At 49.5% G+C, this 12,273-nt stretch carries 10 protein-coding genes and 2 pseudogenes; 2 read left to right on the top strand and 10 right to left on the bottom strand.

Annotated features, from left to right (window positions below):
- Positions 1-2 precede the first annotated feature (2 nt).
- From AAHM40_RS03525 to AAHM40_RS03490, 9 genes and pseudogenes are all read right to left on the bottom strand, one after another.
- A complete protein-coding gene (locus tag AAHM40_RS03525) occupies positions 3-1,175 on the bottom strand; it encodes a glycosyltransferase family 4 protein (protein WP_342243433.1) in 1,173 nt (390 codons plus the stop codon).
- 38 nt (positions 1,176-1,213) lie between these two features.
- Entirely contained in the window at positions 1,214-2,149 is a 936-nt protein-coding gene (locus AAHM40_RS03520; RefSeq protein WP_342243432.1) for an NAD-dependent epimerase/dehydratase family protein, read from the bottom strand.
- A 69-nt stretch (positions 2,150-2,218) separates the two neighbouring features.
- Positions 2,219-3,370, bottom strand: a complete 1,152-nt coding sequence (locus AAHM40_RS03515; protein ID WP_342243431.1) for a hypothetical protein — start codon at positions 3,368-3,370, stop codon at positions 2,219-2,221.
- A 100-nt stretch (positions 3,371-3,470) separates the two neighbouring features.
- Positions 3,471-4,577, bottom strand: coding sequence for a polysaccharide pyruvyl transferase family protein (locus AAHM40_RS03510; RefSeq protein ID WP_342243430.1), 1,107 nt, complete (start codon positions 4,575-4,577; stop codon positions 3,471-3,473).
- Positions 4,574-5,566, bottom strand: a complete 993-nt coding sequence (locus AAHM40_RS03505) for a nitroreductase family protein (RefSeq protein WP_342243429.1) — start codon at positions 5,564-5,566, stop codon at positions 4,574-4,576. Before AAHM40_RS03505 ends, AAHM40_RS03510 begins: the two co-directional genes overlap by 4 nt.
- Positions 5,567-5,604: 38 nt before the next feature.
- Positions 5,605-6,954, bottom strand: a complete 1,350-nt coding sequence (locus AAHM40_RS03500; RefSeq protein WP_342243428.1) for a flippase — start codon at positions 6,952-6,954, stop codon at positions 5,605-5,607.
- Between the two features lie 268 nt (positions 6,955-7,222).
- Positions 7,223-7,297, bottom strand: coding sequence for a hypothetical protein (locus AAHM40_RS27175; RefSeq protein WP_446731534.1), 75 nt, complete (start codon positions 7,295-7,297; stop codon positions 7,223-7,225).
- 119 nt (positions 7,298-7,416) lie between these two features.
- Positions 7,417-7,707, bottom strand: a pseudogene (locus tag AAHM40_RS03495) (MBL fold metallo-hydrolase); the annotation flags it as partial.
- A gap of 332 nt (positions 7,708-8,039) precedes the next feature.
- Positions 8,040-9,335, bottom strand: coding sequence for a Wzz/FepE/Etk N-terminal domain-containing protein (locus AAHM40_RS03490; RefSeq protein ID WP_342243427.1), 1,296 nt, complete (start codon positions 9,333-9,335; stop codon positions 8,040-8,042).
- Between the two features lie 431 nt (positions 9,336-9,766).
- Here AAHM40_RS03490 and AAHM40_RS03485 point away from each other — a divergent pair, with 431 nt between their 5' ends.
- Entirely contained in the window at positions 9,767-10,045 is a 279-nt protein-coding gene (locus AAHM40_RS03485; protein WP_342243426.1) for an antitoxin of toxin-antitoxin stability system, read from the top strand.
- A gap of 112 nt (positions 10,046-10,157) precedes the next feature.
- Positions 10,158-10,295: pseudogene (locus AAHM40_RS27170) on the top strand (type II toxin-antitoxin system RelE/ParE family toxin); the annotation flags it as partial.
- Positions 10,296-10,366: 71 nt separating this feature from the next.
- Here the strand turns inward: AAHM40_RS27170 and AAHM40_RS03475 are convergent.
- Complete coding sequence (locus tag AAHM40_RS03475; protein ID WP_342243425.1) at positions 10,367-11,650, bottom strand: Wzz/FepE/Etk N-terminal domain-containing protein; 1,284 nt, start codon at positions 11,648-11,650, stop codon at positions 10,367-10,369.
- Positions 11,651-12,273: the final 623 nt, after the last annotated feature.

The raw sequence follows: 12,273 nt of genomic DNA, 5'->3' as shown, positions 1-12,273 counted from the left end.
ACCTAACCCTTCAAAACAGAATCATATAACGATAGATATTTCCGAGCAGCCTCACTCCACCGGTAATTATTCACCACATACTCATTAAGCCTCTTCCCCATAATCTTCAAATCACCGTCCTCGATCATCCACTCAATACCCCGAGCAATTCCCTCAACTGAAGCGGAAACCACTCTACCTCCCCCTATTTGCTCCACATCATCGAAACCACACTGATCAGTGAGCAGTACCGGAGTCGCAGCTGCACCAGCCTCCAGAACTACAATCGACATTGCCTCTTGGCGCGATGGGATTACGAGGAAATCTGCCGCACGGTAAGCCTGCGACTTCTCACTACCACCTACATAGCCTAGATAGTGGACAGTTGTATCATGCTCAGAAGATCGTCTTTTTAAATTATTCAACATCCCACCATCAGGCCCTATAAAAACAAGCTCAAAAGATGAGCACTTATGACTAAGACTCAGAAACGCTTCTAAAAGCAAGTCAGGCCCCTTGATCTCATTCAGGCGCCCCACAAAAAGAATAAAAGGCCCTTTAAGTCCATACTTACTTTTAAACCCAGCACCATTCTTGCACTCAAAGTCACACACATTGATACCATTGGGAATTACTACGACTCTTCCCGGAGGAATTCCGTATTGGCCAAACTGTTCAACCTCACTCGGTGTGATAGCCACCCATCCGTTTGATTTCTGAACTATTCTTTTACCCACAATTGCATTATAAAGATTCTTTATAACCCTTGAGCGCCCAAAAATGGGTAAAGCTCCCGCAGGGCAGACGACATAAGGCTTTCGATATAATAAACAAAATAAAAAAACCAGTGCATTAATAATTGTCCAATGCCCCATCAAGTGAACGACATCGACATTTCGAATAGTACGCGCCACAAGCCCCAATAATGGAAAAGGTAAATAGAAACGTTTGGAGACACACGGCAAGTACACCGCCTTAATCCCTTTTGAATCTATAGAACGCTTAAGCTCTTCAGACAGGCCAAGGTCCATCGTAAGCAAAGTACACGAATGCCCAAGCTCAACAAACTCACGACACAACTGCATTGTACGCTCGGCGGTACCACCGCCAAGAACAGGATCAACTGACATGTTCACATTTAATATTTTCAAGCAAACACCCACTCTCACTAAAACCGATTTACATTCTTCATTCAATGTCAGCCCCAGCACTTAGAGGGCGCATATAAAATAAATTAAACACTTCGCCTGTTTTTATACCATTCGGCGAACCGCTCAATCCTACGCTCAAAGTCTTGTGATCGCACCCAGCCTAGTGCCTCTAACTTTTCTGAGCTATAGCGCCTATTAGCGTCAACATTTGATTTACCAGCTAACATCAACACGAAACGTAAAAAAGTGCGCGAGAGTAAAACACGAGGAACACAGTAATCACTAATACCCAGCGTACGCATAAAAATACGCTCCACATCGATATAATTATTACTCGACGCACCATCGTCAGACACGATGAAAACTTGCTTTCCAACATATCGATTTGTATGAATCAGAAACACTAAGGCGCTGACTACGTTTTCAACCGATACAAGATTCATTGTTCTCCTGCCATAAAGACAAGACTTTAAATAACCCTTAATGGAACTTCCAAAACACAGATCATTTGCCAGTTGGACAAGATTTTTCCCTTCGGCCCCAAAAACTGCCGTTGGTCTCAATATGATTTTTTCAAAGGCAGCATCATTATTTACAATCGCGTCCTCAACCATCAACTTGGTCTTATCGTACTCAGAAAACGGGTAGGCCACAGTCTCTTCAACTACTAGTGACGCCTCGGCTCTGCCAGCGACAACTGCAGTACTAACGTGTATAAATTTTCTTACTTTCCTTTCCCGACAAACCTCAATGACGTTACATATCAATTCTAAATTTTTATCCTGCCCCTCCTCCGCCAAGTAAGCCAGGTTAACGACAATAGCCCCTTCAACAATCAAGTCTAATAATGAAATCTTGTCGAAAACATTACCACGAACAATCTCAACTTTCGCAGACTTAGCCTCGCCGCTTTCCCTTCGAGAGAGTAGTCGCACACGACTTACCTGATCACTGCCGGCAAGAAAATCAACTAGATATTTACCTATAAATCCTGTCCCACCTATAACTATGATATCCATAGTCTAGCCACTCCATTCAATAGTTTAGAGAACAGGCAAAGCGTTTCGACGAAAAAGCGCCTGGAAACATCAAGCATAATCGGAACCATACCTGCACGAATGGCTCTTCCTTTTCTTGGTTACTAAAAAGATCGAAACCATGGCCAGTAAAATTCCGGGAGAAAAATAGCCGTAGCCTCGTGCAAATACCTCTATCGAAAATGCAACGATCAATGAGCAGCCCAGCACCGATGACACAGGAAACAGTTCCAATGCCTTATTCCGATCTTCCTGATAGGCTTTAAGAAAATTACGATTATAAAGGATAGATGAGCATAGTGCGATCACATAAAACAACAGAAAGGCTAGACCAAACACACCAAACTCACCAATAATTTTTGCAGCTAAAAAGCCCCCATCCTCCCTATTCTTATATATTCCTACTATTTGAAATATTCTTTCTCCGTACACCCCAGGATCTAAAGACCCCATATTCTGAAAACCTAGACCAATCCAATTTGTGTGTAACAAGGCCCTATACGCACTCTCCCAACCCTGCATATAAACAAGAGCCGTTAAATTTGACGTCGACTCATCGAAACTCAACCTATCTTCATAATACGAAACATCAAACCCGTAATATAAGATCAAATAACCCAACACAACCATAAAAAAAACAATAATACCCAAGCTCACAAAACTTCGAACGTAATAGCTGAACAACATAATAAAAACAAGCAAAAGCAAGAGTGTACTTGGATACACGAGCGCAAAAAACAATACACTTAAAACCAGCCCACCCCTGATCAAAAAATGTAAATAGAAGCCGGCAGCAAGCAAGATACCACCAACTGTAATCGCGTAATGGCTCGGCTCAGAAAACGGAAAAATAGATTTCGCATACTTAGAATAGTTCAAAAAACTTGCAGGAAAGACTAATGAGGTAAATCCAAAAAAAACAATAATCATAGCCAGCAAATACAGGACATTAATCAAATCAGAACCATGCATGCCTGAAATCTTCACGGAGAGAAGCCCGGCGCAAAAAAACACCATTGTGAGCAGCATCACTGAAAGTGCATGTTTTAGGGATGAGTCACCCTGCATGGCGTAATAAGTAGTATGAACAACAAAGGCGACGAGAAATAACAGTATGGATATCTTTATAAATCCACTAGGTAAACGCAACTTACCTACAGCCGCAACAATAATAAGGCACGACACCGCAATACCGGCAGCCATTGAAGACGCACTTAAAGATACGTAGATCAATGACGGCATCACGACAATAGCCAAGAGAACAAGGAAAATCCCAACAGAGTCTCTAGCAATTCGCATAAATCTATATTTCTAATGATGTAGAGAGCACAGCAAGCGAGGCACCCCTCGCTGCCAATAATTTTTCATGCGCTAACTTAAAGTCGATATCAACGCTGAAGTCGGCGAAATCTGCCACACTCTTGACCAGCCTATCCTCGAGCCCAACTAGCGACAGAAGGCTCTCGATTCTATTCACATACTTACCTGGCGAAACTGCAACAAAAGGCTTACCGAAGTTAAGAGAAAAACATACGCCATGAAAGGAATCCGTTATTACAAATTCAGCTTCTGAAAACAACCGAATAAAATCCAAAGGACCGGCATCTCTTATATGCTTATCGACACGAGCACCTGCGCTAAGCCCTTGATCAATAGTAATAACTCTCAGGCCAATCTTCTCAGAAAAATAATCAACAACATCCCTAACAAGAGAAACTTTTGGAACAGTATACAAGAGAATATACTTCTCCTTATCTCTCCTTTCTTTGGTTAGCCCGACACTTTTCAGCCATTCCTCTTTAGACAATAACAGCGTAGGATCAAGCACATGATCAACTTTACGACCCAATACTTCCTGCAATAACAACTGAGCGCCGCGCTCTCGTACCGCGACAGCAGAGAAGCCTTGTAAATATTCTTTGAGCTTTAATTTTTCCTGATCAGAAAAAACATAGGCACCCAAGCTAGAGGCATAAGAAATTTTTCTCGCGCCGGCAGGACAAAAATCAAGAAAATAAACAGGATCTAAGATACTGTCTGGGCTCACACAAGCTGGATTCCAAATCTGATCACTACCAGCAACATAGCAATCAAAAAAACCTGCCCCTCCCTTTTTTAATTCGGAAGCCGAACAAGTTTTTGTAAGCCTCATATTGTTACTAATGAACGCCTTAAAGCTATTAATTACTCGCCGCCTTGGAAGCAGTCTAAAAAAATCCTTCCCTGCACCAAGCACTCCATGAAACGACAGCTTAAACCTTATCAAATCAAAACTTCTCGAGACATGCCGATTATCGTAATCAACTATCTCCACTTCACCAAATCTGGAAAGCACAACCTGAAGCGCAAATGCCTGAAATATTGCACCATAGTTATTTGTGTTATGTATCGTGACCAATGCAATTTTCATTTATATCCCCCAGACCGAACTTTCAAACGCGTATAAACCTCATCTAATGGGCGCCTTGCAGATATGCACACATTATTTCTCTCTTCAGGCCACCCTATAGCAAGCATCATAACTACAGTATGATTATCTTTAATATCAACAAGAGCTCTAAGCAGCTTGTCATTAGCAGGTGATTGACTCCAGTTCAGGCAGCAGGATGCCACCCCCAAAGAATGCAAAGCATAAATCAATGACATCGAAAACAAACCGCCATCAATCCAGTGCTGGTAATGCTCCTGCCCTGGCATAAAGGCTTTTAGGTCTGTTGTTATAATCATAAGATTGGGAATCCTATCTCCAAATCCACGATTGCCAGCCTGATACCTTAAAGCAGCATCTTTAACCAATCGCTCAGTAGTGTGGTATACGTGCCAAGCTTGCCGATTGCAAACTGAAGGGGACTTCATTGCCAGTGAAACCGCACGCTTGATAATTTCTTCACTCACAAGTTCATCTTTAAACTCACGCAAAGAATACCGAGAAAGGAAAAATGCCTCTGGAGACTCCAAAACCCCTCGCTGAAAGTCTACTGCAGTATAAACTCTTGTTCCGTGCTCATCTAACGATGAAAAATCCAGCTTAGATAACTCACTTTTAATATACGTCGCCTGATCAGTTTGGCTGTTTTCTTCAAGCCCGATAAAATTCCATAACAGCTTACACGCTGCCTTATCGTGATAGCCAAGCTCACCAAGGCTTGCTGCGACTTTTAATAACTCTAACAACGCATAGGCATCTGACCAACCAGCCCCCTTCCGCCTATTTTTAAAACTCATACTTTTTTCCAGGCTATGATAGATTTTTGCAGCGTTGTAATTGCGCTGCTCAATATCTTTCATATTTGAACGCCATCCTGCATAAGAGTAAAAGCGTTTAAAATTGTAAGCAAAGCCATGAAGAGCTTTCAACAAGCGCCCGAAGGGTCTAACCTGAAACCAGATAAAATTCATAAAACCCTCAAATTACACTCAACCCTGAGCACAGACAATCAGCGCTCAAATCCATCAATTGCTCTGGCGACACATTTTAAATCCGGCCCAAAGACCAAATATTGAGCTGCTACGTAATAAATCACGAGCAAAGCGAGATTACTGATCACTGTTGCCACGGCGGCACCAACAGCACCAAATTCAGGAATCAAAGCAAAATTCAAAACAATATTTAAACCTGCCACGATCCCCATATACTTGACCTTCCTTGCCATATGCTCCTGAGTTACCAAGGTTGCACCAACACTACTTGCCACGAACACGACAGGTGCGCAAACTGCTAAGATATTAACAATAACAAAGGACTGTCTATACTCCGCACCAAATAGAAGAGGGATCGCCCAAAATGCCGCCCCCCAGATAGCCAGCATTGCGAGCACTCCAAGCACTAACATCGCTACATTTCCCTGACGATACACTTGATAAAATCGCTTGCGATCATGATTTGCCCAGCGATGCATCTTAGGCAATAAGAATTTCTGATAGATTACACTAGGAAGTAAATATACCGCCGCCATAACAGTGAACGCCACATTGTACACACCAGCAGCCTCATCGCCAGCAATGTACTTAAGCAAAATAATGTCACTTTGAAAGTAGACCAAGTGAAATATGGTCGCCAAGCCAAATGGCCAAGTTTGAGTTAGAACATCTGCGACCCTAACTGAAGCTATCGGATCTAGGTTTTTTTTCTCAGGTTCAGCCATACGTGAATGCCCTTTGAGAGCAAACCTTCCTCCCGCCATCGCCTTTAAATGGACACAACCCAGTACGAGGACAACAATCGCTACCAATGCATACACAACTGCAACGGTGATAACATTCGGATTACTTACGCCCGCAAACACTATCAGCAGTATCAGTACCAGACGCGTAAAATGGGGTAGCAATTGCCACAAAGCCAGCGAGCGGAAGCGCTCTTCAAGCAGTAATTTACTGCTCACTAACTCCATGAACAGATACCCAAGAATCACCGGAAGCAGCCAAAACAGTAATTGGGTTGTTGACTCATCATGCGGCCCCCAAGCAGCCCAAACAAAAAATAACGACAAAGTAGCCGCTGTGCTAAGAGTTACAAAGCGAAAGGATGGAGACAACCACCGAGTGCCTTGCCATCCTTCAGAGCCAAACACCTTTAGCCAAACACCTTGCACTCCAAAACCGGCCAACGGTGCCAACAAAGTTACGGTAGCTAGAGCAGCAGCAAAAACGCCGTAACCCTCTGGAGTAAGTTCACGAGCCAGTATAACTTGAGTAAAGAAAGCCAGTCCGGCACCAGCGAGTGAACCAAACCACAATAGTGATACGGCGCCAAGGGCTTTACGAATTGAGGAATCTTTTTTTAACATTTATATATTTCGACCCAAGCGATTCTGACAATTTCATCTTGGCTACCTACCCAACATAGCGAGCAGCAGCGAAGTATTTAAAACCAGTGCCGCCGCCAGCGGAATTTGTCATGTATTACTTTCGTTAAAAAGGTAGTTTTCTGTCCGCAATTTAACTATCCCTCTATTAACCCGGGTATTTTAAGTGACTGGTCGTTGTAGCGTGCATGCAACCCCCTTGCCAATTGCTTTTTAGCCCCAAGCGCTCGCCGTGAACAATCCTCACTACTCACGGCCACTCACGCATTCGCGTAACAAAATTCACCAGCCCCTTCTTGTCCGCATGGACCGAATAGCCGCATATGGTATGGATTTGAGCCCGAATGTAATAGCGCTACTCGTCAAAATCTGCGTAGCCGCCGCGCGGGCCGTAGGTCTGGATAGCGCGAAGTGGGGTGCCTTGGGCCTGGTAGCCGACGAAAAGGCGGAGGGTTCGCTGCAGAGTATCGGCCCCTTTAAGCCAACGGCCAGCAGGTAGGGAATGCGCCCGACGTGGTCGACATGTATGTGGGAGGCGACCAGGAACTTGATCGTATCCAGGGGAAACTCGATAGCCAGTCGTTCGGCAGTGGATTTACCTTCGACCGAGGTTGCTGCCCCCTGGAAAAGGCCGCAATCGATCAGCAGGCTTTGCCGGGCGCCCATCAGCAGTTGGTGGCAGGAGCCAGTGACGCCGTCCTTGGCGCCAAGGCGCAGGACGCCGGAGTAATTCATGTGGTCGGCCCCTGTTAGTCCGTTAACGTTGCCGGCGGGTGGAGCAGTGCCGGTGTTCATCCTTGGTTCATGGCGACGTGTTCGCCTCAATGGCGTCCGCCTTGCTTGTTTCTCGATCGGCCATGCCCACTGCCGGTGTTGCGGCGGCGTGCTTGCGTAGCAGCATGCCATTCGAAAGCTGCACGGCGGATTGTTCGCTGCGCTTCTGAGTCCGTCCTGCGGGCCAGATGCCTGTTAGCGGATCGCCAGCAAGCTGGCTCCTACACGGTTTGTTGCACGACCGCGCAGTCTCGAAGACAGGAATACCACTACTACAGACTATGCTTCGACGCTCATGCAGCGTTCGCCTGAGCAAAAGCATCGGGTTTACGGCGCAGCATATTGCGCAGCAGGGCGATGAAGAGGCCGAGCATGCCGCCGAGCACCAGACCCAATGCCAGGATCAGTGCCTTCTTGGGCTTGATCGGCTTCAGGGGTTCCACGGCGACCTGATCGATCGATACCAGCTTGAGATCGGCGACGTCGAACTGCAGGTTGCGCAGGCGGGCGGCCTCTTCACGCCAGGTGGCCAGATCCTGGAGGAACAGGTCTTCGTTTTCGCGCTGCTTGAGCACTTCGACCTGCCGGTTGCGTGTCAACAGTTGCAGCTCTTTGGCGATCTGCGCAATGCGCGGCTCGGTGAAGTCGTCGGAGCGGCGCTGTAGCAAGGCGTTGCGCTCGGCCTCCAGGGCTTCGCTGCCCATGAAGTAGAGCGGTATCTGCTGGTTATTGACCTCGGTGCGAATCACACTACCTTGCGCTGCGCGCTCACCCTCGCCCAATGCGGAAGGTGTGGTGGGCTTGCCGATACCCAGTGCCTTGGCGATTCGGATCGCCTCATCGAGCTGGGTAATGCGGTTCTCTCGGCGGGCCTTGAGCTGCTGGCGCAGAGCCTTGAGTTCGTCTTGCAGCTTCGCACGCTTGAGACTGTCGGCTTCGAGCAGCTTGGCGATCCTGGCTTCCTTGCTGGCTTCGTAGTTGGCGCGGGCCGCAGCTATCTTCAAATCGAGCTGGTTCAGGCGGTTCTGGATCACCGTTTGCAGATCGGCAGCGATCCGTCCGCGCTCCGACTGGATGGCACGCTCGACCAAGCCATCGACCAGGGCGACGCCATTGACATCCGCCGGGTAGGTCAGCTGGATGCCGACATAAGCACTGAGGCTGTCGGTTTTCTTTGGGTCGGGCTGCAGCATCTTGAAAGCCTCCCGATTGAAGCTTTCGAAGGTTTGCTCAAGGCTGCGATTGGGCTCGCGCAGGGCCTCGAACAACCCCTGGTTGTCGCGGAAGAATTCCAGGCGGCTGTCATAGGACTCCAAAGCCGCCCCAATGCGCTTCATGGCTTGCTCAGGTGTCAACTCGTAAACACCGGTGCGGTTCAGAGCATCGAGGTCTTTGATCGCCGCGGGGCGCAGCACGCTTTGCACCTGGTACTCCGGGGTGGCCAGGAAGGCATAGGCGGCCGCTGCCATAACGACCAGCAAAGTCACCACGCCAACGAGCAGCTTCTGCTCCCAGAGTGAATGAATTAAGGCAGCCAGGTCGATTTCGTCGCTGGGGGCTTGCTGTATGGCGGGGGAGATTGCATTCACGACTTGAGATCCATCTTCCAAAAAGTGTGTCACTGATGCACCAGCGGGGGACAACGATCCTTGGCAGCACATTGTTATGTTCTTCTGCCAAGGGCCGCTCACTCTGGAGCGCACGGCATAGCGGGCATATGCCCACCCCACCAGTAAGGACTTGGCGGCATTGTGCCTGCGCCGCATGACATTACAAGCCTTGACAATCAGTTTGCAGTTACTGACAGACGGACGGGAACTTTGTGGCATGCATCATGGTCCCGCATTTCGCACATTGACGCCTTGCTCCACTGGCGAGTGGATAAGTTCGTTATGCGTGCCGTGGGGTGGCGCCCCATCACCGTCTGCCGGCCAACAAACCTCCGATATCGAGCTTCGCGGCGTATCCCATGCTGAGAGCGTATGTGCTACGTAAGTACCTAGCTATAGGACGTACAACCATGTCGAAAGAAGCCGTTTTCACGATGAAACTGGAGCCCGAGCTACGCGCCGAGTTCATGGCCGAAGCCGAAGCGGCCTTCCGATCGACCTCTCAGGTAGTGCGCGAACTGATGCGCGAATTCGTCCAGCGGCAGCGCGAGTCGCGGGAATTTGACGAATTCCTGCGTCGCAAAGGCGAGGCCAGTCGTGCCTCCATGTGTGCCGTTGGGGGCCGCTCGAATGAGGAAGTTGAAGCCGAATTCGCAGCGCGGCACACCGGAGCAGCAAATCAGGCGTGAGAGTTATTTGCACGCCAGAGGCGCGGCAAGTTCGCACCGGCATATAAAACTACATTCCAAGGGACAATCTGCGTGCTGCCACTCAAATGGATGAGCTTTCAGCACCGCAGCGTTCAGGCTGGCAGACCATCCATCGCTCAGTAAGCCGGGAAAGATTCCCGGCACCCGCGAGTTAATGCCCCATCATAGCTACCGCCTAGTGTATGAAATCGACGGTAAAACGGCGTGGATACTGGCATTGGTCCATACGGTCCAACAGTGGCCTCTTGTGCGCAAACAAGGAATGACTGTGGGCACAATCATCGCCGTGGGGCGCGCCTCCTACAATACGCTCTCCGGTTTGTCGGTTTGCCTGGGGCGGAGCAGGTTGCGTAGCAACGCTACCAAGACGCCGAGCATCAGGCCGCCGACACCGCCCAGGCCGATGATCAATGCCTTCTTCGGCTTAACCGCCCCGAGCGGCTCGAGCGCCAGTTGGTCCAGCCGGAACAACTGCAAGGTGCTGGTATCGAACCTGATTCCCTTGAGTTGGGCCGCCTCTTGCCGCCATTGCGCCAGATCCTTGAGGTACAGGTCTTCATTCTTGCGTTGCTCGAGGACTTCCACCTGCCGATTGCGGTTCAGAAGGGCCAGCTCCTTCTCGATCTCGGCTACTCGCGGCTCACTGAAGTCATCGGAGCGGCGTTCGCTGAGGGCTTCTCGTTCGGCCTTCAAGGCATCTACACCCATGAAGTACAGCGGAATGTCACGGCTATTGACTTCAGTGCGTACGACCTGCCCCTGACGCTGTGCGTCGGCCATGGCGGAGGGGGTGGTGGGTTTGCGAATGCCCAGCGACTCGGCTATCTGCATGGCTTCGTCGAGGCTTTTGATACGGTTCTCCCGGCGTGTCTTCAATTCGCTGCGCAGGGCCCGCAACTCGTCCTGCAATTGCGCCCTGCGCAAGGCATCCTGCTCGAGCAGGCCGGCGATTTGCGCTTGCTTGCTCGCCTCATAGCTTGCCCGTGCAGCCTCAATCTTTTGCTCGAGGGCAAACAAGCGGTTGGCTATCAGCACCTGCAAGTCGTTGGCTATTCGCGCGCGCTCGTCCTCCAGCACGGAAGCGACCAGGCCATTGACTACCGCCACACCATCTACCCCCCTGGGATAAGTCAGCGATACACCGACGAACTCGCTCAGGCTATTGGGCTTCTTCGGGTCGACCTGCAACATGGTGAACGCCGAGCGGTTGAACTCCTCGAAGACCTGCTCCAACGAGCGTCCAGGCTCGACCAGCCCAGTGAATAGCTGTTGATTATCGCGGAAGAACTTGAGTCGGTTTTCATAGGAGGAAAGCCCGGCGCCGACACGACCCAACGCCTCGACCGGCGTTAGCTCATAGACGCCAGTGCCATTCAACTCATCGAGGCTGCCGCGATCCACCGGGCGCAGCACGCTCTGCACTTGGTAGTGCGGCGTCGCCAAGAAGGCATAAGCACATGCCCCCAGGGTGATCAGGCAGGCAATGGCTAGAATCAGATACTTTTGCTGGAACAGTGATCGAAGCAGTTCGACCAGATCAATCTCATCGTTGTTATAGCTGGGTTGCTGCGCTCGATCGGGCATAGGTCGGTTGGGATCCGTCTAAACAAAGGATAATCACATGGTATGCGATCAGTTTTAAGTCCACTCCTGAAGCGCCCTGCCCTCTTGTCAGGGCAGTAGCGGGCGCATCCCTTGTACCCGGTGGGGTGTGACAGTCGCTTGGGCGATTTGTTCAGCGCACCTGAAGTTAATGCCGCACCGCACGCCCTATGCACTCCATGCACATGCGGCCTGCAGATTCAGCGGGCCTTCTGGAATATATAGCCTCCGCAGCGTAGGACGGTAGGGTGTAAAGCGGATTTGTAGCAGCCCACTTGTGACCCACATGGATGTGGGAAGTGCAGCAAGCCGTGTAACGGCTGCTGCCTGGCGATACGGTCGACCGGACTGCCGCGGCGGTTCGCCGGCAAGCCGTCTCCTACACGAGCGGTGCCAGCATCAGAAGTTAACGGATGCTGAGCCAATAAAATGCGAAATGGGGCGACAAGCGCCCCATTTCGCAGTTACTTACATATCATTCCTAAAGTCGGCCGCCTCCTTATACCGCCAGGTTGAAGTCTGTTTGTGTGATGGTGGTCGCATCTGCGATACCAACAAGGCGGATGGAACCACCACCGACCGACACAAGGGTGTCAGCACCAACA

This window comes from Pseudomonas sp. OTU5201 (genome assembly GCF_038440135.1).
GTDB lineage: Bacteria > Pseudomonadota > Gammaproteobacteria > Pseudomonadales > Pseudomonadaceae > Metapseudomonas > Metapseudomonas resinovorans.
This window is presented reverse-complemented; position numbering and strand designations above follow the sequence as displayed.

What these genes read in the sequence shown, in the direction of transcription:
- AAHM40_RS03515 (WP_342243431.1), bottom strand. Translation starts at nt 3,370, where the DNA reads ATGGCTGCCGGTATTGCGGTGTCGTGCCTTATTATTGTTGCGGCTGTA.
- AAHM40_RS03520 (WP_342243432.1), bottom strand. Translation starts at nt 2,149, where the DNA reads ATGGATATCATAGTTATAGGTGGGACAGGATTTATAGGTAAATATCTA.
- AAHM40_RS03475 (WP_342243425.1), bottom strand. Translation starts at nt 11,650, where the DNA reads ATGCCCGATCGAGCGCAGCAACCCAGCTATAACAACGATGAGATTGAT.
- AAHM40_RS03510 (WP_342243430.1), bottom strand. Translation starts at nt 4,577, where the DNA reads ATGAAAATTGCATTGGTCACGATACATAACACAAATAACTATGGTGCA.
- AAHM40_RS03500 (WP_342243428.1), bottom strand. Translation starts at nt 6,954, where the DNA reads ATGTTAAAAAAAGATTCCTCAATTCGTAAAGCCCTTGGCGCCGTATCA.
- AAHM40_RS03505 (WP_342243429.1), bottom strand. Translation starts at nt 5,566, where the DNA reads ATGAATTTTATCTGGTTTCAGGTTAGACCCTTCGGGCGCTTGTTGAAA.
- AAHM40_RS03485 (WP_342243426.1), top strand. Translation starts at nt 9,767, where the DNA reads ATGTCGAAAGAAGCCGTTTTCACGATGAAACTGGAGCCCGAGCTACGC.